The 25,876-nt window shown below is 67.8% G+C and carries 28 protein-coding genes and 1 tRNA gene; 11 read left to right on the forward strand and 18 right to left on the reverse strand.

What is annotated here, in order from left to right:
- Window positions 1-26: 26 nt before the first annotated feature.
- Both ACZ6YV_RS08980 and ACZ6YV_RS08985 read left to right on the forward strand, forming a co-directional pair.
- Entirely contained in the window at window positions 27-2,018 is a 1,992-nt protein-coding gene (locus tag ACZ6YV_RS08980) for an SDR family oxidoreductase (RefSeq protein WP_465509084.1), read from the forward strand.
- Window positions 2,019-2,136: 118 nt separating this feature from the next.
- Entirely contained in the window at window positions 2,137-3,258 is a 1,122-nt protein-coding gene (locus ACZ6YV_RS08985) for a cell division protein DivIVA (protein WP_465509085.1), read from the forward strand.
- An 84-nt stretch (window positions 3,259-3,342) separates the two neighbouring features.
- Here the strand turns inward: ACZ6YV_RS08985 and ACZ6YV_RS08990 are convergent, their stop codons facing one another.
- Window positions 3,343-4,668, reverse strand: a complete 1,326-nt coding sequence (locus ACZ6YV_RS08990) for an amidase (RefSeq protein WP_465509086.1) — start codon at window positions 4,666-4,668, stop codon at window positions 3,343-3,345.
- A 28-nt stretch (window positions 4,669-4,696) separates the two neighbouring features.
- On the reverse strand, window positions 4,697-5,791 hold the full coding sequence (locus tag ACZ6YV_RS08995) for an alkene reductase (protein WP_465509087.1): 1,095 nt from the start codon (window positions 5,789-5,791) through the stop codon (window positions 4,697-4,699).
- On the opposite strand from ACZ6YV_RS08995, the gene ACZ6YV_RS09000 reads away from it, so the two are divergent.
- Window positions 5,790-6,272, forward strand: coding sequence for a MerR family transcriptional regulator (locus tag ACZ6YV_RS09000; RefSeq protein ID WP_465509088.1), 483 nt, complete (start codon window positions 5,790-5,792; stop codon window positions 6,270-6,272). The genes ACZ6YV_RS08995 and ACZ6YV_RS09000 overlap by 2 nt on opposite strands.
- Before the next feature lie 6 nt (window positions 6,273-6,278).
- Here the strand turns inward: ACZ6YV_RS09000 and ACZ6YV_RS09005 are convergent, their stop codons facing one another.
- From ACZ6YV_RS09005 to ACZ6YV_RS09015, 3 genes are read right to left on the reverse strand one after another with little or no spacing between them, the layout of a single operon-like run.
- Window positions 6,279-6,854 carry a TIGR03086 family metal-binding protein gene (locus ACZ6YV_RS09005; RefSeq protein ID WP_465509089.1) on the reverse strand — a complete coding sequence of 192 codons (576 nt, stop codon included), beginning with the start codon at window positions 6,852-6,854 and terminating at the stop codon, window positions 6,279-6,281.
- A 5-nt stretch (window positions 6,855-6,859) separates the two neighbouring features.
- Window positions 6,860-7,345, reverse strand: coding sequence for an SRPBCC family protein (locus tag ACZ6YV_RS09010; protein ID WP_465509090.1), 486 nt, complete (start codon window positions 7,343-7,345; stop codon window positions 6,860-6,862).
- A 28-nt stretch (window positions 7,346-7,373) separates the two neighbouring features.
- Complete coding sequence (locus ACZ6YV_RS09015) at window positions 7,374-7,724, reverse strand: ArsR/SmtB family transcription factor (RefSeq protein WP_465509091.1); 351 nt, start codon at window positions 7,722-7,724, stop codon at window positions 7,374-7,376.
- A 256-nt stretch (window positions 7,725-7,980) separates the two neighbouring features.
- Between ACZ6YV_RS09015 and ACZ6YV_RS09020 the strand changes: the two genes are divergently transcribed.
- From ACZ6YV_RS09020 to ACZ6YV_RS09035, 4 genes are all read left to right on the forward strand, one after another.
- Window positions 7,981-9,222 (forward strand): glycoside hydrolase family 3 N-terminal domain-containing protein, encoded by a 1,242-nt coding sequence (locus ACZ6YV_RS09020; protein ID WP_465509092.1) that lies wholly within the window; start codon window positions 7,981-7,983, stop codon window positions 9,220-9,222.
- Window positions 9,223-9,386: 164 nt separating this feature from the next.
- Entirely contained in the window at window positions 9,387-10,325 is a 939-nt protein-coding gene (locus ACZ6YV_RS09025; protein ID WP_465509093.1) for a CE1 family esterase, read from the forward strand.
- Between the two features lie 107 nt (window positions 10,326-10,432).
- Window positions 10,433-11,137 carry a TetR/AcrR family transcriptional regulator gene (locus tag ACZ6YV_RS09030; RefSeq protein ID WP_465509094.1) on the forward strand — a complete coding sequence of 235 codons (705 nt, stop codon included), beginning with the start codon at window positions 10,433-10,435 and terminating at the stop codon, window positions 11,135-11,137.
- Window positions 11,138-11,174: 37 nt separating this feature from the next.
- Window positions 11,175-12,380, forward strand: a complete 1,206-nt coding sequence (locus ACZ6YV_RS09035; RefSeq protein WP_465509095.1) for a cytochrome P450 — start codon at window positions 11,175-11,177, stop codon at window positions 12,378-12,380.
- A gap of 160 nt (window positions 12,381-12,540) precedes the next feature.
- Here the strand turns inward: ACZ6YV_RS09035 and ACZ6YV_RS09040 are convergent, their stop codons facing one another.
- Window positions 12,541-13,179: a histidine phosphatase family protein gene (locus ACZ6YV_RS09040; protein ID WP_465509096.1), complete on the reverse strand. Its 639-nt coding sequence runs from the start codon at window positions 13,177-13,179 to the stop codon at window positions 12,541-12,543.
- A 98-nt stretch (window positions 13,180-13,277) separates the two neighbouring features.
- Window positions 13,278-14,075: a TIGR03084 family metal-binding protein gene (locus tag ACZ6YV_RS09045; RefSeq protein ID WP_465509097.1), complete on the reverse strand. Its 798-nt coding sequence runs from the start codon at window positions 14,073-14,075 to the stop codon at window positions 13,278-13,280.
- 129 nt (window positions 14,076-14,204) lie between these two features.
- On the opposite strand from ACZ6YV_RS09045, the gene ACZ6YV_RS09050 reads away from it, so the two are divergent.
- A complete protein-coding gene (locus ACZ6YV_RS09050) occupies window positions 14,205-14,651 on the forward strand; it encodes a heavy metal-responsive transcriptional regulator (RefSeq protein ID WP_465509098.1) in 447 nt (148 codons plus the stop codon).
- A 109-nt stretch (window positions 14,652-14,760) separates the two neighbouring features.
- Here ACZ6YV_RS09050 and ACZ6YV_RS09055 read toward each other — a convergent pair whose 3' ends face one another.
- Complete coding sequence (locus ACZ6YV_RS09055) at window positions 14,761-15,888, reverse strand: acyl-CoA dehydrogenase family protein (protein WP_465509099.1); 1,128 nt, start codon at window positions 15,886-15,888, stop codon at window positions 14,761-14,763.
- A 77-nt stretch (window positions 15,889-15,965) separates the two neighbouring features.
- Entirely contained in the window at window positions 15,966-16,517 is a 552-nt protein-coding gene (locus ACZ6YV_RS09060; RefSeq protein WP_378239965.1) for a DUF4190 domain-containing protein, read from the reverse strand.
- A gap of 222 nt (window positions 16,518-16,739) precedes the next feature.
- Here ACZ6YV_RS09060 and ACZ6YV_RS09065 point away from each other — a divergent pair, with 222 nt between their 5' ends.
- A complete protein-coding gene (locus tag ACZ6YV_RS09065; RefSeq protein WP_465509100.1) occupies window positions 16,740-17,939 on the forward strand; it encodes a sensor histidine kinase in 1,200 nt (399 codons plus the stop codon).
- A 30-nt stretch (window positions 17,940-17,969) separates the two neighbouring features.
- Window positions 17,970-18,617, forward strand: coding sequence for a response regulator (locus tag ACZ6YV_RS09070; protein ID WP_378239964.1), 648 nt, complete (start codon window positions 17,970-17,972; stop codon window positions 18,615-18,617).
- Here the strand turns inward: ACZ6YV_RS09070 and ACZ6YV_RS09075 are convergent.
- Window positions 18,590-19,174 (reverse strand): DUF7010 family protein, encoded by a 585-nt coding sequence (locus tag ACZ6YV_RS09075; protein ID WP_465509101.1) that lies wholly within the window; start codon window positions 19,172-19,174, stop codon window positions 18,590-18,592. The genes ACZ6YV_RS09070 and ACZ6YV_RS09075 overlap by 28 nt on opposite strands.
- Before the next feature lie 45 nt (window positions 19,175-19,219).
- Window positions 19,220-20,056: an alpha/beta fold hydrolase gene (locus ACZ6YV_RS09080; protein WP_465509102.1), complete on the reverse strand. Its 837-nt coding sequence runs from the start codon at window positions 20,054-20,056 to the stop codon at window positions 19,220-19,222.
- 62 nt (window positions 20,057-20,118) lie between these two features.
- Here ACZ6YV_RS09080 and ACZ6YV_RS09085 point away from each other — a divergent pair, with 62 nt between their 5' ends.
- Complete coding sequence (locus tag ACZ6YV_RS09085) at window positions 20,119-20,826, forward strand: hypothetical protein (protein ID WP_465509103.1); 708 nt, start codon at window positions 20,119-20,121, stop codon at window positions 20,824-20,826.
- Here ACZ6YV_RS09085 and ACZ6YV_RS09090 read toward each other — a convergent pair.
- The 7 genes from ACZ6YV_RS09090 to nfi form a co-directional block, all read right to left on the reverse strand.
- Window positions 20,813-21,337, reverse strand: a complete 525-nt coding sequence (locus ACZ6YV_RS09090; protein ID WP_465509104.1) for a winged helix-turn-helix domain-containing protein — start codon at window positions 21,335-21,337, stop codon at window positions 20,813-20,815. The two genes, ACZ6YV_RS09085 and ACZ6YV_RS09090, sit on opposite strands and share 14 nt — an antisense overlap.
- 1 nt (window position 21,338) lies before the next feature.
- On the reverse strand, window positions 21,339-22,601 hold the full coding sequence (locus ACZ6YV_RS09095) for a sulfite oxidase (protein ID WP_465509105.1): 1,263 nt from the start codon (window positions 22,599-22,601) through the stop codon (window positions 21,339-21,341).
- A 64-nt stretch (window positions 22,602-22,665) separates the two neighbouring features.
- Window positions 22,666-22,739 (reverse strand) — tRNA-Leu (locus tag ACZ6YV_RS09100).
- Window positions 22,740-22,762: 23 nt separating this feature from the next.
- Window positions 22,763-23,020: a hypothetical protein gene (locus ACZ6YV_RS09105; RefSeq protein WP_465509106.1), complete on the reverse strand. Its 258-nt coding sequence runs from the start codon at window positions 23,018-23,020 to the stop codon at window positions 22,763-22,765.
- Window positions 23,021-23,097: 77 nt separating this feature from the next.
- Window positions 23,098-24,426 (reverse strand): NAD(P)/FAD-dependent oxidoreductase, encoded by a 1,329-nt coding sequence (locus ACZ6YV_RS09110; protein WP_020631502.1) that lies wholly within the window; start codon window positions 24,424-24,426, stop codon window positions 23,098-23,100.
- Between the two features lie 84 nt (window positions 24,427-24,510).
- Window positions 24,511-25,197 carry a uracil-DNA glycosylase gene (locus ACZ6YV_RS09115; RefSeq protein WP_465509107.1) on the reverse strand — a complete coding sequence of 229 codons (687 nt, stop codon included), beginning with the start codon at window positions 25,195-25,197 and terminating at the stop codon, window positions 24,511-24,513.
- Window positions 25,194-25,874 (reverse strand): deoxyribonuclease V, encoded by a 681-nt coding sequence (gene nfi / locus ACZ6YV_RS09120; protein ID WP_465509108.1) that lies wholly within the window; start codon window positions 25,872-25,874, stop codon window positions 25,194-25,196. Before nfi ends, ACZ6YV_RS09115 begins: the two co-directional genes overlap by 4 nt.
- Window positions 25,875-25,876 lie beyond the last annotated feature (2 nt).

Here is a 25,876-nt window from a genome sequence, read left to right on the forward strand (position 1 = left end):
GGCGAGCACGGTGAAGGGTGAAGCAGATGGCGACATTTCTGGTGACCGGGGCGACCGGACTGATCGGGCGCCAATTCACCCGGCTGCTGCTCGCCAGGGACGACGTCGACAAGGTCGCGCTCGTCGTCCGTGCGTCCTCACAGGACAAACTCACGAAACTCGTGAACGGCTGGCCGCATCCGGAACGCGTCACCCTCGTCACCGGTGACCTCGGTGAGCCGCTGCTCGGCGTCGGCCAAGAAGACCGCGAGAAGCTTCGCGGGGTCGATCACGTCGTGCACCTCGCCGCCCTTTACGACCTCACCGCCGACGACGAAGCCAGCGTCAAGGCCAACGTCGAAGGCACCGCGCAGGTGATCGCGCTCGCCGCCGATCTGAACGCGGGCTGCCTGCACCACGTGTCCTCCGTCGCCGTCGCCGGTGACCACGAAGGCATGTTCACCGAGGAGATGTTCGACGTCGGGCAGCGGCTCGTCACGCCGTACCACCGCACGAAGTTCGAGGCGGAGCGTCTCGTGCGCGAGCAGCAGGAAGTGCCGTGGCGGGTGTACCGGCCCGCGGTCGTCGTCGGGAACTCCGAGACCGGCGAGATGGACAAGATCGACGGCCCGTACTACCTGTTCCCCGCGATCAGCAGGCTGGCCGGGCTGCCCGACGTGCCGATCGTCGGCCCCGACCTCGGCGACACCAACGTCGTCCCGGTCGATTACGTCGCGAAGTCGCTGAACGCCCTGATCACCACGAAGGGCCTCGACGGGCGCGCGTTCCACCTGGTCAACCCGGAGCCCCAGCCGGTTGTCTCGGTTTACAACGCCTTCGCGAAGGCGGCGGGCGCGCCGACTATCTCGGTGCAGCTCAACGAACGCGTGTCCAAGGGCATCGTCAACCTGGTGAAGCTGAGCGAGCACATCCCCGGCTTCACGATCGCGCGCGACGCTGTGATGGAGCGACTCGGCATCCCGCCGGTGCTGCTGGAGACCATGGCGTTCCCGTCGGTGTTCTCGTCGGCGTCGACGCGCAAGGCCCTCATCGGCTCGGGCGTCGAGGCGCCCCGGATCGAGGACTACGCGCCCACCCTGTGGCGCTACTGGCGTGAGCACCTGGACCCGTTCCGCGCCCGCAAGCACGGCCCGCGCGGCGAGCTGGACGGCCGTCGCGTGATCATCACCGGCGCGTCCTCGGGCATCGGCCGGGCGACCGCGATCAAGGTCGCGGCCGCGGGCGGGGTACCGCTGCTCGTGGCTCGGCGGCAGCACGAGCTCGAAGAAGTGCGGGACGAGATCATCGCCGCGGGCGGCACGGCGTCGGTGTACCCGGCCGACCTGACCGACGAGGAATCGGTGCACAAGGCCGTCGACGCGATGCTCGCCGAGCACGGCCGGATCGACATGCTCGTGAACAACGCCGGCCGTTCGATCCGGCGCTCGATCAAACTGTCGTACGACCGGTTCCACGACTACGAACGCGCGATGGCGATCAACTACTTCGGCGCGGTGCGGCTGATCCTCGCGGTCCTCCCGCATATGTCCGAGCGGAAATTCGGGCATATCGTCAACGTCTCGTCGATCGGCGTGCAAGGAATCGCACCGCGCTTTTCGGCTTACGCGGCGTCGAAAGCGGCTTTGGACTATTTCTCCCGGATCGCCGCGACCGAAACCCACGGTGACGGAATCACCTTCACGACCATCCACATGCCCCTCGTGCGCACGCCGATGATCCGGCCGACGAAGATCTACGACGCGTTCCCGACGAAATCCCCGGATCAGGCCGCGGACATGGTGTTGAAGGCGTTGAGGGAACGTCCGAAGCACATCGGCACGCCTGCCGGACAGGCGATCGGACTCGCGTACACGCTCACGCCGGGTCTCACAGATGCTGTGGCCTACCAAGGATTCCGGGTGTTCCCGGACTCCGCGGCCGCGGGTGGCGGCGGTGGGCTCAAGATCGGGAAGGGCGAGCAGCATCTGTCCCGCGCGGCGATGGCCCTCGCCCGGCTCAGCCGCGGCTTCCATTGGTGACACTGCGCACACGGGTGGCGGCCGTTCAGGTGAGGGATCGCAGCTGAGAGCCGACACACGTCGGTGAATCACGAAGCCTGGCCACGACGACGCCGGGTACGCAGGTACCGTCGTGACCATGGTTCCCGAGCGAGACAATGGCCTGTTGCCCCTGCGGCGCGAGTACACCCAGGCCTGGCATGGCTTCGACCGGAACGAAGTGCGCCAGTATCTGGATCATCTCGAAGCCCAGCTGCATCGCGTGATCACCGACCGCGACGCCGCGATCGCGCAGGCGACGTCGGCCACGCGCGAACTCGAGACCGTGCGCCACGAGGTGGCGAAGCTGAACGCCAGGATCGAGGAGCTGAAGAAGCCGCCGGAGCGGCTCGAAGACCTCGACGAGCGGATGCAGCGCACCGTCACGCTCGCGCAAGCGCGGGCGGAGGAGGTCACGAAGCGCGCCGAGGTCGCGGCCGAGAAGCATTGGGCGTCCTCGAGCGAAGCCTCGAAGAAGCTCCGTGAGCGCTACACGCGGCTCGTCGCCGAGCTGGACAAGCAGGCGGACGCGCTGCACTCCGAGCACGAATCCGCGCTCGCCGAAACGCGGGCCGAGGTCCAGCGACTGACCGTCGAGGCCGCCCAGCGCCGGGAACTGCTGGACAACGAGGCCGAGCGGAAGCGCCGGAAGATCGAACGCGAATTCGATCAGACGATTTCGGCTCAGCGCGCCTCGCACGAGAAGCACATCGCCGACCAGCAGACGGCCAGCAAGAACCAGGCCGAACGCCGGATCGCGGAAGCCACCGCGGAAGCCAAGCGCCGTGTCGACGACGCGACGAACGAGGCCAAGCGTCGGCTCGACGAGGCCACGACGACAGCGGCCCAGCGCACGACAGCCGCCCAGCGGAAGGTCGAGCGGCTGGCGGAGATCCGCGAGCAGGCCCGCAAGAGCCTGCTGCAGGCCGACGAGGTCCTGAAGGGCAGCGAGGCGATGCTCGCGGCTCTGCCCGAGGAGTCGGTGATCCCGCACGCTTCGAAGCTCGTCGGCGGCGACAGCAAGGCCGAGGAGACGAAGCCCGCGAGCAAGCCCGCCGAGCCGCCCGCGGCCAAGGCCGCTGCTCCCGCCCCGGCCAAACCCGCTCCCGCCAAGCCCGCTCCTTCGGCGCCTGCCGCCGCTGCGCCGAAGAACGGACAGAGCGACCAGAGCGGCCCCAAGGCGAACGGGCAGAAGCCGTCACCGGCCAAAACCGGCTCCTGACCAGCGAGAAGTAGCAAGGGACCTTTGCTGTCACTCTCTTTTGGAGAGCGATAGCAAAGGTCCCTTGCTCTCTTTCGGGCGTCGTCAGGAGGCGGTGGTGCGAGGCCAGGGATTGGCTGCTTCGAGCTGGGCGGCCAGGCCCAGGAGGAGCGCTTCCCCACCGGGCGCGGCGACAAGCTGAACGCAGGCCGGGATGCCCGAAGGATGCACGCCGACCGGCACCGACATCGCCGGATAGCCCGCGAGATTCCACAGGCCCGCGAAACCCGCCACCCGCACCGACGGCAGCACGTTGGAGATCCACCGGCTTTCGTGCCACCTGCGCGCCTTGAGCGGGAGGGTCGCGAGCACAGGCGTGACCAGGACATCGTGGTCGGCGAAGAACTCTTCGGCACGCTCCAGCCATCGCTCCCGGGTACTCTCCCGGACCCGCTTGGCCATCAGACGCCCGAGCCGGACGTGCGCGCGTGTGCGGGGCTGAAGTGCGGCGAGATCGAACTCGGCCGCTTGTTCGGCCGGACCCGCGACCCAGCGCGCGAGAAGGCCACCGACCGCACCGGCGCTGTAGCGGGGTGTTCCGGGCGCGACGGTGTGCCCAGCCGCACGGAACAGCTCTCCGGCCTGCGTGACGGCCCTGCTGAACGCGCGCGGCAACGGCGCCCTCGTCATCGGGACCTGAGTGGACAGGGCGATCCGAGACCGCTTCGGGTCGGTGAGATCCGCCAGACCGGGTTGTTCGGCGAGGACCGACATCAGCACGGCCGCGTCGGCCACGGTGGTCGTCATCGGACCGTGCGTGGACAGGCCGAACCAGCCGTTCTCTCCCGGCACGCGGACCACACCTTTACCCGGTTTGAGGCCGACGATCCCGCACATCGCGGACGGCAGCCGGATCGAGCCCAAACCGTCGGTGCCGTGCGCGATGGGCACCAGCCCTGCCGCGACGGCCGCGGCACTCCCGCCCGACGAACCACCCGCGGCGTAGGACGGGTTACGCGGATTACGCGCCGTTCCGTCCGGATCGTCGCTCGACGGCCAGATGCACAGCTCCGGCACCCGGGTCAGGCCGACGATCACCGCACCGGCCACGCGCAGCCGTCGCGCTATCTCGCCGTCCTCTGTGGACACCGTTGATGAACCCGCACGAGACCCCCACGAGGCGTACTCACCCTCGACCGGCGCGACGTCCTTGACCGCGACCGGCACACCGGCCAACGGCAGGTCGGCCAGGTCCGCGCGTTCGGCGACGGCGGCGGCCTCAGCGAGCGCCTCCTCGGCCCTGACCCGGCGGAACGCGCCGACCACCCCGTCCGCCGCCGCGATCCGGTCCAACGCCTCACGCGTCACCTCGACCGGGTCGAGTTCCTTGGCGCGCACAGCCGCCGCGATTTCCACTGCCGTCTTGACCATCCCCGCACTTTAGAGCGGGCGGCGAAGATCAGCTGCTCGCCGAACAGGCGAACTTCGCCGAGTCCGGATCGAACGCCGGGAAATCGGTGTAGCCGTCGAGCCGGGCGCCGTAGTAGACGTCGCGATCCGCCTGGGCGAGCGGGGCGTCGAGCGCGAATCGGGCGGGCAAGTCCGGGTTCGCGATGAACAGCCTGCCGAAGGCGACCACGTCGGCCAGCCCGGATTCGATCAAGGACTCACCCTGGTCCCGGGAGGTCGGCTCCTCGGAACGCAGGTTCGCGACGAGCGTGCCCGGCCACAGCGGCCGCAGGTGGGACAGCATCTCGACCTCGGGAGTGTCGATGACGTGCAGATATGCGAGCTCGTACTGGCGGAGTTCAGCGAGCAGTCGTGAGTACACCTCCTTCCCATCCTCTTCCACGATGTCGTTCTCCGGGTTGCCCGGCGAAATCCGCAGAGCGACCCTGGCCGCGCCGACCTGTTCGGCCACAGCCGCCACCACCTCGAGAGGGAAGGCGAGCCGGGCGGCGACGGAACCGCCGTACCGATCCTCCCTGCGGTTGGTGTTGCGGGCGAGGAACTCGTGAATGAGGTACCCGTTGGCACCGTGGAGTTCCACGCCGTCGAACCCTGCTTCGACAGCCCGGCATGCCGCCACGGCGAAGTCCTGGACGACCTCGCCGATCTCTTCCTCGCCGAGCGCGCGGGGCTCGACCGTGTCCGTCCAGCCTCCGGCCGAGAAGATCCGCCCGGCCTGCCGGAACGCCGACGGCGCCACCGGCGTCCGGCCCGTCACGCCGGGATGGCTGACCCTCCCCGCGTGCCACAACTGCGCGAAGATGCGACCGCCCTTCTCGTGCACGGCCTCCGTCACTTCACGCCAGGCCTCGGCCTGCTGCTCTGTCACCAGTCCCGGGATACCCGGGCCACTCTTACCGGTCTGGTTGACCCAGACGCCTTCGCTCACGATCAAACCCGCGCTCGCGCGTTGCGCGTAGTACTCGGCTGTCCGCGGATGTGGCACGCCTGTCTTGTCATCGGCCCGCCCCCGGGTCATCGGGGCCATCGCGATGCGATTCGGCAACTGGATAGCGGTCCCGCGGAATGCTTCGAGCAACCTCATGAACGCGAAGCTAAACCCTGACGCCGGCGTCACGGTCAACCTCGATTTCCGCGGCTACTGTGGACTCATGCGGATCGGCGAACTGGCGGAGCGGACCGGGGTGAGCGTCCGTTCGCTGCGGTACTACGAAACAGAAGGCCTGCTGCGGCCCGATCGGCGCGGCAACGGCTATCGGACCTTCACCGAAGACGACGTCGCCCGGGTTCTGCAGATCCAGCTCTTCTATTCGGCCGGGTTGTGCAGTGGCAAGATCGCGCAACTCCTTCCCTGTGTTTCCGGAGACGACACGCACTTGGTGCCTTCACCGGGGATGACCGGCGAACTGGAGATCGCCAAGACTCGGATCCAGAACCAGATCTCTTTGCTCACCACCTCTCTGTCGGTTCTGGAGCGTGTCCTGGCCGCGGCCAAGGGGACCGATACCGCCGAGGTACCGATACCTTCCCGGCCCGCCCGGCGGCACCGGGGGATCCACGTCTGACCCGGATCAGGCGTTCGGGTCTCGGCCCAGCAGCCCGAGCAACCTGTCTTGCAAGGGCGCGTCCTCGGGCACCTTCACTTCGGGACCGAAGACGACGATGCCGGGCCCGAAAGCACCGGGGATCCTCATCTGTTCGGGGATGGCCTGCGCTCCGGGCCACATTCGGGAGACCTCCTCCGGGTCGATCGTGTCTTCCTGACCGGTGGCCCGGGCCAGATCCCAGCCGTGGACCACCATGTCGGCGCTGACGACCTGATCGATGTGCTGTTCGGCGGTCATCTTCCCCGCCGGTGTCTCGTGCTCCGCGGTCGCGAGTGTCGGATCGGCCAGGACGGCTTCGATCTCGGATCGAGCCGCCCGGAAGGCGCCGAGCGGGTCTTCCCTGACCGAAGGCGCCGGCCCGAGATCACGTCCGACGGGACGCAGCATGGCGCCGTGCATGTCGACGATGTGCCCGACGACATCCCTGGCGGTCCACCCTTCGCACGGGGACCTGCTCTCCCACCGCCCGGCTTCGACGGCGGCGACCTTGCTCTCGAAGGCATCCGCCCGGACGCGATACCGATCCGCGATGGCGTTCATCGTGTTCACACCTCCGTCGGAACGGCCACGGTCCCGGCCAACTTGTCGAAGCCCTCACCGACCCCTCGCTCCATCCCGGACTCGAGTACCGCGTCCCGGATCCGCTTCGAGTCGTACCGCTGCACTTGCGTCAGGGTGGTGACCCCGCCGTGTTCGACCAACGTCAGAGTCGCCAAAGCCTGGCCTTCCGAAGCCTCGCAATCCTCGTTCGTCTCGAGGGAAACGAGCCTTTCCGGACGATTGACCTCTTGGTAGACGCCCTGCAGCAGCATCTCCATCCCGCCGTCGTGGCGCAGCCGGTAGCGCCATCTGCCGCCGACTCTCAGGTCGATCTCGCATTCGACGACTTCGCAGCCGCGCGGGCCGAACCAGCGGCGTACCAGCTCCGGTTTGGTCCACGCGTCGAACACCAGCGTCCTCGGCGCGTCGAAGGACCTGGTCATGACGATCTCGAGATCGCCGGATTTCGTCACGCTGAGAGTGCGTCCCATCGTGCGGCTCCTTCCGCTCGTGCGGTGGTCAATCGGTCTCGTCCCGGCGCTCCGGGTGGTGCGATTCCCCTTCGAGGACGAGGTCCAACTGCGAGAACGCCTCGTCCCAGTAGCGGCGGTATCCGCCCAGCCATTCGTTCGCGTTCTTCAGCGGCTCGGCCACGAGCCGGCAGGGGCGGCGCTGGGCGTCACGCCCTCTCGCCACCAGCCCTGCCCTCTCCAGCACTTTCAGATGTTTGGAGATGGCGGGCTGACTCATCGCGAACGGCTCGGCCAGCTCCGTCACCGTGGCCTCGCCGTGCGCGAGTCGCGCGAGGATCGCGCGACGGGTGGGATCGGCGAGCGCCGCGAAGGTGACATCGAGCAGGTCCTGTGCCACGGTCGCCCGCCTTTCAGTTCTCACGAGTTCGAGTTCTCACGTCCGGCTCCGTCGGCGCTTGCCGCTACGGTGGATAACCTTGAGGTTCCATAACCATGTGGTAATGTAAATCGCATCGGACCGGCTTGTCAAGGCCCGACCAGCCAGAACACGACTTGAGGAAGGAGGCGAGGCCGAGGTCCGATCAGCGCGAGCACGCGTAAAAGGGCACGCGATCGCGTACTAAAGGGCAACTGGGGTTACCGTCGATGTCGGCATGGACGACGAACGAAACGAGCCGATGAACTCCGGGCGACCGAAGACGACGAAGCGATGGTTGACCGTCATCCTGGGAACGGTCACCGTTCTGCTCACCAGCGTGCAGTGCGGTACGACAGCAGAACAGGCCGGATCGGCACAGCCCGCCGGGACCACACCCCCACCGCAGAGCAGCGCCGCTTCGAGCCCGTCCAGCTCCAGTCCGCCCGCTCCCTCGCCGTCACCGAGGGTCGAGCAGACGCCTGGTCCGGGCTGCGAGGCCGTCATCGCCGGGATGAGCCCCCGGCAGCGGCTGGCCCAGCTGATGGTGGTCGGCGTGAACGCCGCCGACCCGCAAGCGGCGGTGAAGCTGGTGCGCGATCAGCAGGTCGGCGGCATCTTCCTCGGCGGCAACGAAACGGCCCTGCTGCAGAACCGCGCGCTGGACGAGGTGCAGCGGGCCGCGAAGGTCCCGGTGTCGGTGGCGATCGACGAGGAAGGCGGCCGCGTCCAGCGGATCGACGCCCTCGACGGGAACATGCCCAGTGCCCGGAAGATGGCCGCGACCATGACACCGGCGCAGGTGCGGACGAAGGCCACCGAACGAGGTCGGCAAATGCGGGCCCGCGGCGTCACCGTCGACTACGCGCCCGATGCCGACATCACCGACCAGCCGGACCGCGACATCGTCGGCGACCGGTCGTTCGGCGCGGACCCGGAAGTCGCGCGCAAGTATGTCCTGGCGTTCGCGCAGGGCTTGCGGGACGCCGGGGTGCAGCCGGTGCTGAAGCACTTCCCCGGGCACGGACACGCCAGCGGGGACTCCCACAAGGGACTGGTGCGGACGCCGCCGCTGGCCTCGCTGCGGAAGGTCGACCTGGTGCCGTACCGCGACATCGGCGAGTACGGCGAGGTCGGCGTCATGGTCGGGCATCTGGACGTGCCCGACCTGACCGGCGGCACACCGTCGACCCTGTCCGCGCCGGCGTACCGGCTACTGCGGAAGGACTACGCGTTCGACGGCCCGGTGATCACCGACGATCTCGGGGCGATGAAGGCGATCACGTCGCAGTATCCGCTGCCGACGGCGGTGCTCAAGGCCTTGCAGGCGGGGGCGGATCAGGCGTTGTGGTCCTCCGGCGGCAACGTCGGCACGGTGCTGACCACGCTGGAGCAAGCGCTTGCGTCCGGCGATCTCCCCGCCGCCCGGGTCGACGAGGCCTTGACTCGGGTGCTCACGGCGAAACAAGCCTGCGGCTGACCGGCCTCGGATCCTGGCGAGGCGGCCAGGTGAGGCGGCCAGGCGGCGTCGCCCGGTGGGGTGACAGGAAAAGCGGTCCGAAAACTCAATGAACACAATGCTGACCAGGCTCGTGCCGAGGGTGACCCTGATCACCGCCCCGCCGCCCGATCAAGGAGGATCGCGTGCCTGGTCCCACGAAGTACCTGCGCCGTCTCGCGCTGGCGACCGCCGCCGCTGCCGGATTGAGCCTGCTCGCCGTACCGACGGCGTCGGCCGCGCCGTCGCCGGTCGATCGTCCGGTGCCGACCACCGGCTGTCATCGTCCGTCCCCGGTTCCCGCCGGGACGACGACACTGCGGACTTTGACGTCCGGCGGCCTGGTCCGCGAGTACACGGTGCACGTTCCCGCGCGATACCGGCCATCGCGGCAGTACCCGGTGGTGTTGTCGTTCCACGGTCACAAACGGACGTCCAAGTATCAGGAGGAGCTGTCCGGGTTTTCCGCGTATGACGCGATTTCCGTCTACCCGCAGGGGCTTGTGGGCACTGACGGCGAATCGGCCTGGACCGGTGCGCCGTATTCGGCGGCCGCCGACGACGTGCTCTTCACCAGCGACCTGCTGAACACCCTCCAGCGGGAACTGTGCGTCGACTCCCGCCGGATCTACGCGACGGGCAAGTCGAACGGAGGCGGGTTCGTCGGCGTTCTCGCCTGCCGGATGCCGGGCCGGATCGCGGCGTTCGCCCCGGTCTCCGGCGCGTTCTACCCACAAGGCGGCGAGTGCCACCCGTCGCGGCCCGCTCCGATTCTCGACTTCCACGGAACGGCCGACACGACGATCCCCTACGCCGGGAATCCCGCGAAGGGCCTGCCGACGCTGCCGGACTGGCTCGCCGCCTGGGCGGACCGGAACGGCTGCTTCTCACGCCCGATCCAGTATTCGCCGAAGACCGACGTCACCGTCCAGCGCTGGCTTGGTTGCTCGCTCCAGCACTACCGGGTCGAAGGCGCCGGGCACGTCTGGCCGAGCACGGCACCGAACAACGACTCCGCCACCCCGACCGTCATCAACGCGACGCCGGTCATCTGGAACTTCTTGCTCTCCCACCATCTGCGTTAAGAACCCGTCGATTTCCTTGCCGGACCCGCCCACCCGGCGCTACCGTCGAACTGACCGGATGACCAGATGAGCAAATCTGGTCATGAAGTCAGAGACTAGGAGCGCACGTGGCAGAACGTCCGGACCGCACCGCCGGCCGCGCCGATCGCATCCTCGACGCGGCCGGCGTCCTGCTGTCGCGGCTGGGCTATCGCAAGGTGACCATCGAGGACATCGCGAGCCAGGCTGGCATCGGGAAGGGCACGATCTACCTGCACTGGCCCACCAAGGAAAACCTCTTCCACGCGTTGCTCCTGCGTGAATCCCTCCGGGCCGCGGAGAATCTTCTCGATCTGCTGGACAAGGATCCGGCGGAAGTGCTCCCGCATCGGTTCCAGCGGGCCGCGTTCCTGTTCACCCAGCGAAACCCGTTGCTCGGCGCGCTCATCACCGGCGACACCGAACTGCTGGGCCGGTTGAAGAAACATCCCTTGCAGGATCAGGACGCCGTCGTCGCCGATCGGTATCTGAAGACGATGACCGACCGGGGTCTGCTGCGTGACGACATCCCGAACCTGCTCTTTTCCCTGCGCGCCTCGGCGCTGGGGTTCTACCTGGTGGACAACTTCACCATCGACGGCACCGGCCTCTCCGCCGAAGAGAAGGCCGACGCTCTCGCGCACATCATCCGGACGGCGTTCGAGCCGCCGGAACCACCGTCCACGGCGAATCTGGCCGCCACCGCGGCCGAAGTGACCCAAGCGTTCCAGGATCTGATCTCGTCCTACGACGCCTGGATCTACCGAAAGGACGGTACCGAGGAGCTTTCCTGATCCGAGCTCCTCCACCACGAGAAGAAGGGGGCAAGCCATGACCACGATCGCCGAAAACTGGGGCGTGCACAAAGACCAGTTCTGGCTTCGAGGTGAATTCCCGGCCGAACCGGTCGGTTTCGAATCCGAGACGGGCGCGTGGAACGTCTACGGTCACGCCGAGTCACTGAAGACCTTGAGTGATCCCAAGGTGTTCTCCTCCGACACCGCCCGCCTGATCCCCAAGGAGATGTCGCCGGAGAAGGACCAGTTCACCGAGGGCAACCTGCTCCAGATGGATCCGCCGGACCACAAGAAGCTGCGCACGCTGGTCAGCCACGCCTTCACGCCGAAGGTCGTCGCGGACCTCGAACCGCGGATCGCGGCGCTGACGAACGAACTCCTCGACGCCGTCGACGGCGCGGACTCGATGGAGTTGGTCACCCACCTGGCCTACCCGCTGCCGGTGATCGTCATCGCGGAACTGCTCGGCATCCCGGCGAGCGATCGCGACCTGTTCAAGAAATGGGTCGACACGTTGCTGCGGAACAGCCAGAAGCGGTCGCTCATCGAACAGACCGAAGCGGATAGGAAAGCCGCCGAGGAAACGCGCGAACAGGTGACGAACCTCGTCAACTATCTGGGCGAACACGTCGATGACCGACGGAAGAACCCCCGCGAGGACCTGCTGACCAAACTCGTCGAGGCCGAGGTCGACGGCGTGAAACTCACACAGAACGAAGTCGTCAACTTCGCGAACGTGCTGCTGCTCGCGGGGCACATCACCACCACGATGCTGCTCGGGAACACGGTGCTGTGCCTGGATTCCCATCCGGACGAGTACCGGCGCGTCCGCGAAGACCGTTCGCTGCTGCCTTCCACCATCGAGGAATCGCTGCGTTTCCTCAGCCCGTTCGCACTCGTCGCCCGCGCCACGACGACCGAGGTCGAGCTGGGCGGAAAGACGATCCCGGCGGACAGCATGCTCTTCACCTGGGTCGCGGCGGCGAACCGGGATCCGCGCACGTTCACGGATCCGGGCACCTTCGACCCGTCGAGGGCGCACAACCCGCATCTGGCCTTCGGCCGCGGGATCCATTTCTGCATCGGCGCCCCGCTCGCCAGGCTGGAAGGCAAGACGGCGCTCAACATCCTGCTGGACCGGTTCCCGGATCTGCGCACCGATCCGGCCGTTCCGCCGTCGTTCATCCCCAGCCCGCACATGACCGGGGTGAACGAACTCCAGCTGCTGCTGAAGCCCTAGGGCGTGTTTCACAAGTCTGTTCGATGGGCTTCGTGATCCAGGTGGTTCCTGACGGTGCGGGCGGATCGGCCTCGTACCGGGTCGTACTCGGGCGCATCCGCCCGTGCCGTCAGGGGCCGCCTGGGCGCGAAGACCGCGAACATGACTTGTGAAACACGGCCTAGCGGTCGGCGAACCGGGAAGCGAGCGGGACCACCACCCGCGGGATCCGCTTCCCGGGCGTGTACCGCAGTTCGGTGATGTTGCCGTTCGGCACGAGGTAGGTGTCGGCGAACGTGCGGAATCCTCGCATCGCCTCGCTGTCCGGAGTGGTGATCCCGGTCAGCAGTGACCACATGACCGCGCGGATGAAGAGCCCGTGCGTGAAGACGGCTATCGGCCCGGGTTCCCGTTCTCCCAATCGCGCCAGGAATTCCTGGGTCCGGGTGAAGAGCGCGGCGAAGGATTCCGCGCCGTTCACCGCGTGGTGCGGATCGGCCCGCTCCCAGTAGGCCTCCGTATACGGCTTACGGGTGGCTGTGGTGGTGACCTGTCCATGGAGTTCGCCGAGAAAGGTGAACTCCTGGACAGGCCACTCCTCACGCTCCGCGCCGGGGAACCGTTCGATCGTCGGCTCGGCGGTCTGTCGCGCCCGCAAGAACGGCGACGTCACGATCAGCCGAGGTTCGGCCAGCGATTCCACGATTTCGCGGGCTTGCCGTCTGCCGAGTTCGGTCAGCGCCGAAGCCCCCGGCTCGCCACCGGGAAGGCCCGCGTTGCTCTCGCTCTCGCCGTGCCTGATCAACCACACCCGTGCCACGATCGCCTCCTAGACCCCGTGTGCCATCGACGATCGCACCAGGTGGAGTTGATCGCGACTTCCAGGATGCCGTAATCATCACGGAAGCGGCGCGATACTCAGCGGTCGAACTGTCCCGGCGCGCGACCCTCGCCCGCGGGGCCGCGATACGCCTGCGCGATGTCCAACCAGTGATCCGCCAGCGCGCCTTCGGCACGGACGTCGAGATCGTCGCGGTGACGGCGCCGCGTGACCAGGAGGCAGAAGTCCTCCGCGCTCCCGGTGATCCGCTGCCGCGAGTCCTCGGGCCCGAACGTCCACAGCTGCCCGGACGGCGAGGTGATCTCGAAGCGGAACTCCGGCTCCGGCGGGGTCAGGCCCCGTGCCTCGTAGCCGAAGTCCCGCACCCGGACAGCGAAGCCGACGAGGTACGCGAGCCGGTCTGTCCGCTCCGGCCGTACCCCCAGCGCGTCCGCGACGTCTTGCCCGTGGGCGAACAGCTCCATCATCCCTGCGCAGGCGAGGATCGCCGGCGGCAGCGGGTTGACCAGCCACGGCACGACCTGGTCCGCCGGGACCGCCGCGAGCGCCTTGATGCCGGCGTCGCGTTCGGCGCGCCATCGGCTCAGCAGGACCTCGTTGGGGTCCCCGAGATAGTCGTCGAGGGCCGCGTTGACGGCGGCGTCGAAGCCGCGCGCCATCGAGGTCTTCGCGAGTTCGGCGAACTTCCGCGGTTCGGCCGCGGACAATCCGGCGATCTTGAAGATGAAGGAAAGATGAGCGATCTGGTGCCTGACCGACCAGCCGGCCGCGGGCGTGGGCCGATCCCATCCCGCGTCGTCCAGATCGGACACCAGGGCGTCGACCTGTTCACCCTCCGTGGTGAGGTCCCTGATCACGTACCGGAAGTCAGTCACCGTGCCGTCCTCTCGCCGTTTCCACCCTTTCGAATGATGCGGATACGCCGCGCCGTCGTCTTCTCCTCGCGAGCCCCGTCGAATTCCGGACTTGATTCTGGAGCCGGGTCCAAGTTCTACCCTCGGTCTATGGGAACCGAAGCGATGAAGGCGCCGACAGCGCTGACCATGTCCCAGGTGACCTCCCGAGCCGGAGTGCGGCCGGACACCGTGCGCTATTACGAGCGCATCGGCCTCCTGCCCGTCCCGGCGCGGACGACCGGGGCACACCGCCGCTACGACGAGGCCGTCCTGGACCGGCTGCGGTTCATCCGCGGCACCCAGCGGCTCGGGCTGACCTTGACGGAGATCGGTGATCTGCTGAGCGTGCGTGACACCGGGGTGTGCCCGTGCGAACCCGCCGAAACCATGCTGGAACGCCATCTCGCCGAGATCGAGGCGGAGATGACGCGGCTCGGCGAGCTGCGCGCCGAACTCACTTCCCTGCTGTCCGGTATGTCCGGCGAGAAATGCGCCGATCCCCTTCCCGGGGCCTGGCGCCCGCCTGACCGCGAACCTGCGAGAGGAGGTGGATGACCATGCGGAACGACGACTGGTGTGACTGCGACTGCTGCGGTACCGGCTGCTGCTGACCCGCTTCGGCGGGACCGGCCGGGCGTGACGTCACCCGGCCGGCCATCCGAGGTCAGTCCTGCGGAAGGAGCACCGTCTTCCCGATCCGGTCCTTGCAGACTTCGGCCGAATAGGCCATCAACCCGCCCGCCTGCGCGTCCCGGAACAGCCGTTGGATCGGCGAAGTGCGCAGGAAACCCGAGCCGCCGCCCGCCTTCAACGCGAGCTGGGCGACGTCGCGGGCGATGTCGTTCGCGAGCACCTTCGCCGTCATGGTCGCGGGCAGGAATTCCGGCGAATTTCGATCCGCCAGCCACGCCATGTGCCGAGAGTACATGCGCGCCGCTTCGAGCCGGGTGTGGACATCCGCGGCTTCGAACTGCAGCCATTGCATTTCGGCGAGCGGTTGCCCTGTCGCCGGAATGACGCGGCTTCGGGAGTGCGAGATCAGCGCGTCTTCCGCCGCGTCGGCGATCCCCAGGGACAAGAAGGCGAGGCCGGCCCCGATGTGGTTCGGGCGCCGCTCGGTCGAGAGCGGGCACCGGCGGTCCTCCCGCAGTACGGTCCCTTCGAAGGAGACGAGCTGGCTGCGGCTGGCACGCAGTCCCATCGTGTCCCAGATGGGCACGAAGGTCATCGTGTCGTCCGGCGCCACACCGAAGAAGGTGGGCGCACCGCCGACGAGCGCGTTGACCAGGAAGTGGTCGGCGACCTCACAACCGGAGACGAACCGCTTGGCGCCGGTGAGCCGGTATCCGCCGTCGACGGGCTCGGCGATCTGCTGCGGCATCAGGAACATGTTGCCGCTGCTCGGTTCCGACAGCGCGTTGGCGAACCGCTTGCCCTCGATCAGCTCCTCGGCGTAGAAGCGGCCCATGTCGGGAGCGGACAGCCGGGCCAGTCCGGCGGCGGCGCCGATGTGCATCACCCAGACGCACGCCGTCGACGAACAGGCGGCGCTGAGGATCCGGACGATCTCGCCGTAGGACCGATAACTGAGGTCCTCTCCTCCGAACTCCGCGGGCAATGTCGCCCTGTCGAGTCCTGTCGCGTGCAACGCGCGAAGGTTGGCGATGGGCAATTCGGCTGTTTCGTCGAACTCGGCGGCACTGGCGGCGAAGTCCTTCGCCAGTTCGGTGACGGTTTCGATCCAGCGACGTTCGTGGGCGGGCGGGGCGAACGGATGGTCGGGCTCGGTCATGACCGCATCATGCCGGAACCGCGAAGGCCTCCTCGCCACCCCGAGAATGGCGAAGGAGGCCTTTCACCGTCCGGCCGTCACACTCCGGTGCAGGCGGCCGTCGCGAATTCGCCGGAAGCGGTCTTGGTCGAAACCACCGCGCCGTCGACGGTGATCTTGCAGCTGACCGATCCGCCGGTCTCGCCCGTCGTGACCGTGAGCGTCCCGCCCTTGTAGACGCCCTTGTTCTCGACTTCCTTGTTCCACGGCAGTGCCGGAACCGTTTCGGTGAGCGGGTTGAGCACTTCGCCGTAGACGACTTCGACGTTCGTCGCGTCGCCGGTGATCTCGTAAGACACCTTCGCGGTGCGGTTGAGCTCGTTGTTGATGTCGTCGACGGCCGCGTTGAACACGAAGATCCACACCACGCAGACCACGAGCCCGAGTGCCGACAACGCGATACCGGTGATGGAGAGCCCCTTGTTGGAGGCCTTTCCGTTCTTGACGCGGATCAGCCCGATGATCGAGAAGATCAGGCCGAGGATCACCAGCGGCCAGGCGATGACGCCGACGAACGGGATCGGGGAGAAGACCAGCCCCACCAGGCCGAGGACGAAGCCCGTGACGCCGATGCCGTTGCGGGGAGGCATCGGGCCGCCAGGGGCTTGCGGGGCCGGCGTGTAGGGGGTTTGCTGGGTCACGGGGTTTTCCTTTCGAACGAAATGAACGAGGCGGCATACAACCAGCGATCGCGGGGTGGCCGCGTCGTCCTCGGCGCGTGAACCCGTTACGACGAAAGTCGTAATCCGCGCGCCGGGAAGGATCGGTTCCGCTGATGCGAGTGGCCTGGCCCGCTTGCGTACGCTCAGCGCATGGCAAGGCGTGTGCTCGGTGTGGTGCTCACCGTGCTGGCGGTCGCGGCGTGCGTGATCAGCAGCATTTTCGTCTTCAGCGCCCAGGGTTATCTCCCGGCGACGAAATCGTTCGACCCGACGTGGTGGTCCACGCTCGGGTTCTTCACCGGGATCGCGGCGGCGGTCATGCTCTGCTGGCGGCACAAATGGCCGGAACTCGTCCTCGGCATCGCCCTGGTGCCGCCGCTTTGCTTCCGGTCCGACGCGCTGGCCGCGCTGGTCGCCCTCGCCGCCTTGGCCGCGCACCGCCGCGACCGTCTCATGTGGATCGGTTCCGTGCTGGTCTACCTGGCCACGGCATGGGCGTTGTTCGGCGACGCCAACCGCCATCCCGAGGTGACGGTCGCGGGACAAATCGTCGGCAAGCAGTTCTCCGCCGTGCAGGTGATGGGGACGCTGACGGTCGCCGTCGTCATGACGGCCGTGCCCCTCACCGTCGGGGTCGTCCGCGGGATGCAGGACACGCTCGCTATCCGTGAGGCCAAGGAAGAGGAACTCCGCGCCGAAATGACCCGTCGCGCGGAACGCACCCGGATCGCGCGCGAGATGCACGACGTCCTGGGGCACCGGCTTTCCCTGCTGTCCCTGCAAGCCGGTGCGCTCGAAGTCAGCAAGGGACCCGCGACTACCGAAGCGGCGAAAACCGTCCGCACCACCGCACGCCAGTCACTCGAAGATCTGAGGCAGGTCATCGGTGTCCTTCGCGACGGCCAGGGTTTCGGCGAAAACGGTGAGGGCGGGCCCCATCCCGAGCCACCGCAGCCGACGCTGGCGGACATCCCCGAACTGGTCGCCAACGCCCGTCGCGCCGGGCTGGGGGTCAACGTGACGATCCTGCTCGACGACGCGGGCGGAGCGCCGGCGCTGCTCGGCACGACCGCGTACCGGATCGTCCAGGAGTCGATGACCAACATCCTCAAACACGCGCCGGGCGCCGCCGCCGAGGTTTCGGTTCGCGGCGGGCCGGGGAACGGGCTGATCGTCGAAGTCGTCAATCCGCTGCCCTCGACGGCCGCCGCGGGGAAGCCACCGGGCGCGGGCACCGGGCTGACCGGGATCGGCGAACGCGTCACGCTGATCGGCGGGAACGTCAGCGCCGGCCCCACCGAGGAGCGCACATTCGCCGTCCGGGCTTGGCTACCGTGGGGACACCACTAACCTGTCCGGGTGAACCAGCGCCCACTGCGAGTGCTGCTCGTCGACGACGACCCCCTCGTGCGAACCGGCTTGTCGATGATCCTGTCCAGTACGGACGACATCGAGGTCGTCGCGGAAGCGGGCGACGGAGACGAAGCCGTGCCGAAGGTGACCATGCACGCGCCCGACGTCGTGCTGATGGACATCAGGATGCGGCGGATGAACGGCCTCGCCGCGACCGCCGCCGTCACCGCGCTGCCCAACCCGCCGAAGGTCCTCGTGCTGACCACCTATGACCTCGACGAGTACGTCTTCGACGCGCTCGGCGCGGGCGCGAGCGGATTCCTGCTGAAGGAGGGCTCGCCGCAGGAGATCATCGACGCGGTGCGCGTGGTCGCGGCGGGTGAAGCGATGCTGTCGCCGCGTACGACGCGGAAACTCATCGGACACTTCGTCGCCGCCCGGGTGAGCCCTCGCCGTCATCGAGCACGAGCCGGGCTGAGCACGCTGACCGAACGGGAACGGGAGATCGTCACCGCTGTCGCGCAGGGCGGCACCAACGCCGGGATCGGCGCGCAACTGCACCTGAGCGAGGCGACGGTGAAGACCCACATCACCCGGATCTTCGCGAAACTCGACGCGACCAACCGGGTCCAGTTGACGATCTTCGCCTACGAAGCCGGGCTTGTCGCTCCCTGACGGTCCGTTCCGAGCAACCCGGCGACGACCGTCGCCCAGAGCACCACGGCGCCGCCGAAGCCCGGCACGAGCTGCCAGGCCGCCGTCCAACCCGCGATCGCGAGGACGGCGGCGAGCACGGCGACAACGCACAGCAAGGCACTCAGCACCAGAAAACGCCGTGAGCCGAACAATTTCGCGAACGGCAGGAAGTGCAGGCCGACGACGAAGAGTACCCACGCGGGTACAGCTTCGGGGAGTTCGAAGACCGCCGAGAGCACTCGCGCCCCGGCGAAGATTCCCACCACCATGAGCAGCACGGCGATCCCGTACTGCTTGCCGAACGGGCTTTCCTCCCGGCCTCCACCAGCGGGCAGCCCGGCACCCCGTCGGGCTGTCAGCACGAGCCATCCCGCCAGCCCCAGCACCGCGGCGACACCCACGACGACCAGTGGCGTCGATCCGCCGGAGACGGAGGAGGCGCCGAAGAACCACCACCCGGCACCGAATCCCACGCCGATCGCGGAACTGATCAACAACGTGATCAGGTGCCCCTTGGTGAACTGTCCGTCCGTCATCTCTTCCGGGTCTCCTCCTCCCCCCGGCGGAACAGTACCCGGGGCCTACGCGAGCCCGGCGAGGATGGCAGCCGCCTCTCGCGGGTGCATGAGGAACCGGACATGGCTGCTCTCGAGCGAACGCACGTCGGTCGGGTTGTCCGGGGTGAGCGCGTCCGCCTCCTTGATGAAACGGTCCTGCAGCGCGAGCGGGATCGATCGGTCTCCGGTGAGCCTGATGTAGGTGCGCGGGATCCGGCCCCAGGTGGCGGCGTCGGCGCGTTCGGTGCCCACGTCGAGGGTCTCGTCCGGTTCGAGGGTGTTGAGGTAGGCGAAGAACTCCTGATCGGTGCCGTCGTCGAGGATCGCGGTCTTCAACGCGGCCAGCAGCGCGGGATCGGCGGTGCGCCAGTTCATCCGGAGCGCGCCGAGCGCGGCGGGGTCGGCGAGGACGACACCTCCGACGTCGTTGAGCGCGCTGCTCGCGTTCTCGGGTGCCTGCATGTACTCGCCCAGTGTCGCGTCGACGCAGCACCACGCGGAGATGTAGACGAGCCTGTCGATCAGGTCCGGGACGGCGTTGCCCGCCGCGGTGAGCGGGGTCCCGCCGCGGCTGTGCCCGACCAGGATGACCGGCCCGTGCTCGGCGACCTTGCGCACGACGTCCACCACTCGCTCGACGACCTCGGCGGAGGTGACACCGGCCTGGTTCGACGGCGCCGTGGCCAGCGTTTCCAGGTCCTGCGGCGCCTGGTAAGCCGCGTGGAAACCGGCCTCGAAACCGTGTCCGGGAAGGTCGACGGCCAGCGTGCGGTGGCCGAGCAGGGCGAGCTCGCGTTGCAGCGGGTTCCAGGTGAACGAGTTGCTGCTGGAGCCGTGGACGAAAACGTAGGTCGGAGTCACGGTTCGCATCCTGACATCCCGGCTTTGCCCGCGTGGCGATCTTGCGTGGAAGGTCCTTCAACTTGGACTCGGTCATCAACGCGGCCGAGGAACTCAAGTACATCGGCCAGATCAAACGGATCCTCGCGACCCAGTTCAAGACACCCGAGGACGAGTGGGTGAAGTTTCTGGCCGGCCGGGTCTACGAAGGATCCTTCACCCAGCGAGTTCGCGACCAGTTCGCCCCGCTTGTGGACAAGGCGGCGCGCCAGTTCCTCAACGAGCAGGTCAACGACCGTTTGAAGAACGCACTGGGCGGACCCGATTCGTTCGTCAGTGTTTCCACTGGCGCGTCCGACCTTTCCGAGCAGGGCATTCCCGCCGAGAGCACGCCCGCGGAAACAAGACCGCGTGACAGCAACGGCGACGTGGTCACGACCGAAGAAGAACTCGAGGGATACCGGATCGTTCGCGCCATCGTCTGCGGAGAAGTCCCGGCGGCGAGGATCGTCGCACGTGACACGAAGACCTATTTCGGCGTGCTACTGGACGACAACAATCGCAAGCCCATCGCCCGGCTGTGGTTCAATCGCGCGAAGAAATACCTCGGCATCTTCGACGAAAACAAGGTGGAGACACGGATCCCCATCGCGACGGTCGAGGAGATCTACCAGTACGCCGACCAGCTCCGGAAGACCGTGGCTCGATACAACTCCTCGGCCGCGTCCGAATCCAAGGCAGCCGAAGCCGCAGAGCCGGACTTCGCCGACTCGTCACTCAGCCCGCGATGAGCACCTGGCCCGCTCCGTCGAACCGGTAGCCGACCCCGCGCACCGTCGTGATCGGCGTCAGCGCGGGTTCCAGCTTCCCGCGGATCTTCCGGACATGGACGTCCACGGTCCGCCCGTTCCCGCCGGCCAGGCCCCACACCTGCGCCATCAGCGTGACACGGTCGAAGACGCGGTCCGGATTCCGGCTCAGGAACAGCAGGAGATCGAACTCCAGCCTGGTGAACTCCAGCACCTCTCCGCGCAGCAGCACCCGGCGTGAGTCCGGCTCGATGCGCAGGGGCGGGGCGGAGTCACCGAGACGCCGCCGCCGTCCGGCGAGTTCGACGACCTGACCGGAATTCGTTTCACCGGCCTGGAAAGTCCGTGCCGTCAGCGTCACCCCGACAGTGTCCTCAAAGGATTCGAGCAGGCGCGCGGCGATGGCGGCGGCGTGCTCGGAGTCGGTGCTCACCCGCAACGCCAGGGTCAGCTCGACGGTCGGCTCCCCGCTCACCGCGACCGACTGCGTCATCTCACACCACCCGGACCGGATGCCGGACGACGGCGCCGAACAGGTAGCCCTGGGTGTTGTGTGGGGTGACATCGGGCTGTGTGACACCGGTGATGTCCGTGGCCCGTGCCCGCAGGGTCCGAACGCCGGAAACACCGGGGCGCCAAGGGATCTCCCAGCGTTGCCAGCCCCGATCCGCCGCCGCGCCCACGAACTTCGCCTGTCGCCAGCCGTCGCCCGCGTCGACCTCGACCCGTCGGATCCTGCCGTTGCCCGACCATGATCGGCCGCGCAGGACGTGCCTGCCGCCGGCCGCGAACTCCGCGTTCCAGGGCAGTTCGAACGCGCTCTTGACCACCTGCCTGGTCACGACCGTGCCCTCGGCGGGATAGTCCGGCCCGAGCAGCCGGTAGTACTGCGTGTTCCACGGTGACACCAGCGGCGTCTCCGAGACTTCGATGCGCCCCAGCCATTTGATCGACGAGATCCCGATCCAGGACGGCACGACGAGCCGGACCGGATGGCCGTGATCCGGCGGGAGCGGGTGCCCGTTCATCTCGTAGGCCAGCAAGACGTCCTGCAGCGCCTTCGCGACCGGCAGTGGACGGCGCACCTTGCCCAGGTTGACCCCGTCGGTGACGTAGTCGGCGTCCAGGCCCTCCGGCAGGACGTCCACCGCGTGCCGCGTCAGCCCCGCCTTGGCCAGCACGGTGGAAAGCCGGACACCGCGCCAGCGCGCGACCCCGATCGCGCCGAGCTTCCACGCTGTGCCGGACACAGTCTGCCCTTGCTGGCTGGTGAAGTAGCTCCGGCCGTTGCCCGCGCATTCGACAGCGGCGGTGATCGTCTCCGAAGGCAACCGGAGCAGATCGCGATAGGTGAACTCGACCGGCCTGTCCGCCGTCGGCGCACCGCGCAACCCGGTTCCGAAGAGTTTCAGACGCCAGGTGCCGGTGTCGATCGACGGAGTGGCGGTGTGATTTCGCACGAAGAACCGCTCGACCGGCGTCAGATAGCCCTGACCGCTCAGCGCCTCCCAGCGCGTCTCCGCGTTGGTGCCGTAGACCTCGAAGATCTCCGGCGGCAACGGCTTCACGATCGGTGCGGCCGCCGACGCCGTCCCCGCCGGAAGCGTTCCGAACGCCGTCAGCGCGAGCGAGCCGCCGGCCGCCAGCCGAAGCATTCCGCGCCTCGATATCCCGTCGGCTCGCGCTTCTCCCGCGTGCCACTGAGCGAGCCGAGTGCGGTCGTAGGTGGCTTCGTCGGTCAGGCCGGTTCCGGTCATGTGGGTCATTGTCGGCAGCGGCCGTCCACGCGGACCAGCGCGTCCACAGAGCGGAACTGGGTTGTGCCCCGGACGGGGATCGAACCCGCACTGGGTCGATTTTAAGTCGACTGCCTCTGCCAGTTGGGCTACCGGGGCACAGACAGCCTAGGCGATGCCCCTCAGCTCGCGGCTTCAGTACGCCGATATTCGAGCCAACGAAGGCCGAGTTCGTTCCAGACGGCCTGGTACTCCTCGAACTTTTCGTTGACCAGCCGGGGATCGATCCGGTCGGTCGGGGTCGACGCGATGCAGAAGCTGAGCTCGTCGCTTAACCGGTAGAGCCGGAACTGGACTTCCAGGACGTGTTTCGCCAAGTCAGCCGGAGCCAGGCCGGTGGCGGGCGGAACGGCGGGTACGGACTTCCGGAATGCCTGCACCGAAACACCCCAAACGCCGTGAAGGCCTCCTTCCCTACGCTCAAGGTAGGGAAGGAGGCCTTCACGGAGCTACCGCCTCAGGACTTCGACAGCCTGTCGAACTCCTCGCGCGGGTTGTTGATCTGGCCGAGCGAGATGACCTCGCGCCGGAACAGGCCACCGAGCATCCAGTCGAACAGGATGCGGATCTTGCGGTTCCAGGTCGGCATCGCCTTGAGGTGGTACGCGCGGTGGAAGAGCCAGGCCGGGAAGCCCTTGATCTTCAGGTTCAGCGCGTCGGCGACACCCTTGTGCAGGCCGAGGCTGGCCACCGCACCCAGGTTCTTGTGGTAATAGTCCTTCGGCTTGCCGCCGCGGATCACCTTGATGATGTTCTTCGACAGCAGGCGCGCCTGGCGAACGGCGTGCTGCGCGTTCGGCGGGCAGGTCGCGGTCGGGTCCTGCTCGGTGCGCGAGAGGTCCGGCACGGCGGCGTTGTCACCGGCGGTCCAGACGTCGGGGTGCCCGACGACCTGCATCGCGGCGGTGGCCTCGACGCGGCCGCGCTTGTCCAGCGGCAGGTCCGAGGTCGCGAGCACCGGGTTCGCCTTGACGCCGGCGGTCCAGATGATCGTGTCGGTGTCGAACTCGGTGCCGTCCGAGAGCACGACGTGGCCGTTCTCGAACGACTTCGCCGCTGTCGACAAATAGACTTCGATGCCGCGCTTTTCGAGCTGCTCGACGGTGTACACACCGAGCGTTTCGCGCACCTCGGGGAGGATCCGCCCGGCCGCCTCGACGAGCACCCAGCGGATGTCCTCGACCTTGAGGTTCGGGTAGTAGTTCTCCACCGCGAAGCGGGTCATGTCCTCGAGCTCGGCGAGAGCCTCGATACCGGCGAACCCGCCGCCGACGACGGTGAACGTCAGCAGGCGCTTGCGCTGCTCGGGGTCGAGCGTGCTGGCGGCCTCGTCCAGCTTCGTCATGACGTGGTTGCGCAGGTAGATCGCCTCGCCGATGGTCTTGAAGGCGATGCCTTCTTCGACCAGGCCCGGGATCGGCAGGATGCGCGCGACGGCTCCGAGCGCGACCACGAGGACGTCGTAGTTCAGCTGCTCGACGTGCCCGTCTGCGGCCTCGACCGTGACGGCCTTGCGCTCGTGCTCGATCTTCGTCACGCGCGCGGTGAGCACGTGGCATCGCTTGAGCACGCGCCTCAGCGGCACGACCACGTGCCGCGGTTCGATCGCACCGGCCGCCGCCTCGGGCAGGAAGGGGGCATAGGTCATGTGCGGCTGCGGATCAACGACCGTCACGGACGCTTCGTTGGCCCGGAGCATCTTTTGGAGCCCGTACGCCGTGTAGAGCCCGACGTACCCACCACCGAGGACGAGGATCCGTGTCGGTTCCGACTTAACACCAGCCATATCCCTATAGTCGCACCCATCAGCTGAGATCGCTCGTGGACCCCATCCCGCTGTGACCAGCGTCGCCACGGTTTCCGCACCGATTCAGTTCAGCCCGGCCACCGAGGTCGCGGAGGCCAGGACGTCGCACACCATGTCCAGCGTCAGCCTGCCGGTCTGGACATTGCGCTGTGACACGTGGTAACAGCCGAAAAGGTGCAGGTCGCCAAGTCTCACCTCGGCCCCGTGGCCGAATTTCGGGCGTGGCGTGGGCACCGGCCAGCCCGCCTCGGCGAGTACCGGCAGCAGCGCCTGCCAGCCGAACGCGCCGAGCACGAAAACGGCCTTGAGCGTCGGTTTGAGCAAGATGAGCTCTTCGGCCAGCCAGGATCGGCAGGTGTCCCGTTCCTCAGGTGTCGGCTTGTTGGCGGGTGGCGCGCATCTCACCGGGGAGACCATCCGGGTTCCCCGCAGCTCCAGACCGTCGCCGATGTGGGTCGACGTCGGCTGCGAGGCGACACCGACCCGATGGAGGGCCTTGAACAGGACGTCACCGGACGGGTCGCCGGTGAACATGCGGCCGGTCCGGTTCGCGCCGTGTGCCGAAGGAGCCAGGCCGACGATGGCCAGCGACGCGTCCGGCGGACCGAATCCGGGCACCGGACGGGCCCAATAGGTCTCGTCCGCGAAAGCCGCGCGTTTGACCACGGCGATCTCCTCGCGCCACGCGACCAGCCGTGGGCAGGCGCGGCAGCCGACGACCTCGGCATCGAGTTCGGAGAGGGACCTCATAATGCCTCTTTCAGCGCGTCGCGAGCGAGGCGATCGGCGAGGCGGGTCGTCTCCGGCTGGCGGAACCCGGGACACAGCCGCAGCACCTGGCGGCACGCGTTGTCCAGCGAGATCTTGTGACCGACGGAGACATAGACGGGTTTCACGCCGTCCCGGGTGCGCAGGACCGTGCCGACGACCTCGCCGTCATCCATCAGCGGTGCCCGTGAGCCGCGTTCCGCGCCGGGCTCGTCGTGTTCGCCGATGAACCGGGTCTTGCCGACTCCGATGGACGGCAGGTCGGTCACGACCCCGACGTGACACGCCAGCCCGAACCGGCGCGGGTGGGCCAGCCCGTGCCCGTCGCAGACCAGCAGGTCCGGCGCGTGGTCGAGCGCGCGCAGGGCTTCGAGCAAGGGCGGCAGCTCACGAAAGGCGAAAAGGCCCGGTTCGTACGGGAACGAGACCTCGGAAACGACGGCCCGCTTTTCCACGACGCGGAATCCGGAGGTTTCGAGCGTGACCGCCGCGGCGGCGATGAGGCCGCTGCCCTCGTCGTAGGCGACGTCCAGCCCGGTGACCGTGACGATCTCTTGTGGACAACGATCCTCGAGATCGACCAGGCCACGCAGGGTTTCCTGGATCTCGACCGCCTCGCGGGGCGTGTTCGGGCGATCATGCGCCATGACGATGTCCACCC

Source organism: Amycolatopsis sp. NPDC102522 (assembly GCF_055584485.1).

Excerpts from the sequence above, each read along its gene's own strand:
- ACZ6YV_RS08980 (WP_465509084.1), top strand. The coding sequence starts at position 27 with ATGGCGACATTTCTGGTGACCGGGGCGACCGGACTGATCGGGCGCCAA.
- ACZ6YV_RS08985 (WP_465509085.1), top strand. The coding sequence starts at position 2,137 with ATGGTTCCCGAGCGAGACAATGGCCTGTTGCCCCTGCGGCGCGAGTAC.
- ACZ6YV_RS08990 (WP_465509086.1), bottom strand. The coding sequence starts at position 4,668 with ATGGTCAAGACGGCAGTGGAAATCGCGGCGGCTGTGCGCGCCAAGGAA.
- ACZ6YV_RS09000 (WP_465509088.1), top strand. The coding sequence starts at position 5,790 with ATGAACGCGAAGCTAAACCCTGACGCCGGCGTCACGGTCAACCTCGAT.
- ACZ6YV_RS08995 (WP_465509087.1), bottom strand. The coding sequence starts at position 5,791 with ATGAGGTTGCTCGAAGCATTCCGCGGGACCGCTATCCAGTTGCCGAAT.
- ACZ6YV_RS09005 (WP_465509089.1), bottom strand. The coding sequence starts at position 6,854 with ATGAACGCCATCGCGGATCGGTATCGCGTCCGGGCGGATGCCTTCGAG.
- ACZ6YV_RS09010 (WP_465509090.1), bottom strand. The coding sequence starts at position 7,345 with ATGGGACGCACTCTCAGCGTGACGAAATCCGGCGATCTCGAGATCGTC.
- ACZ6YV_RS09020 (WP_465509092.1), top strand. The coding sequence starts at position 7,981 with ATGGACGACGAACGAAACGAGCCGATGAACTCCGGGCGACCGAAGACG.
- ACZ6YV_RS09035 (WP_465509095.1), top strand. The coding sequence starts at position 11,175 with ATGACCACGATCGCCGAAAACTGGGGCGTGCACAAAGACCAGTTCTGG.
- ACZ6YV_RS09050 (WP_465509098.1), top strand. The coding sequence starts at position 14,205 with ATGGGAACCGAAGCGATGAAGGCGCCGACAGCGCTGACCATGTCCCAG.
- ACZ6YV_RS09055 (WP_465509099.1), bottom strand. The coding sequence starts at position 15,888 with ATGACCGAGCCCGACCATCCGTTCGCCCCGCCCGCCCACGAACGTCGC.
- ACZ6YV_RS09060 (WP_378239965.1), bottom strand. The coding sequence starts at position 16,517 with ATGCCTCCCCGCAACGGCATCGGCGTCACGGGCTTCGTCCTCGGCCTG.
- ACZ6YV_RS09065 (WP_465509100.1), top strand. The coding sequence starts at position 16,740 with ATGGCAAGGCGTGTGCTCGGTGTGGTGCTCACCGTGCTGGCGGTCGCG.
- ACZ6YV_RS09075 (WP_465509101.1), bottom strand. The coding sequence starts at position 19,174 with ATGACGGACGGACAGTTCACCAAGGGGCACCTGATCACGTTGTTGATC.
- ACZ6YV_RS09090 (WP_465509104.1), bottom strand. The coding sequence starts at position 21,337 with ATGACGCAGTCGGTCGCGGTGAGCGGGGAGCCGACCGTCGAGCTGACC.
- ACZ6YV_RS09095 (WP_465509105.1), bottom strand. The coding sequence starts at position 22,601 with ATGACCGGAACCGGCCTGACCGACGAAGCCACCTACGACCGCACTCGG.
- ACZ6YV_RS09110 (WP_020631502.1), bottom strand. The coding sequence starts at position 24,426 with ATGGCTGGTGTTAAGTCGGAACCGACACGGATCCTCGTCCTCGGTGGT.
- ACZ6YV_RS09115 (WP_465509107.1), bottom strand. The coding sequence starts at position 25,197 with ATGAGGTCCCTCTCCGAACTCGATGCCGAGGTCGTCGGCTGCCGCGCC.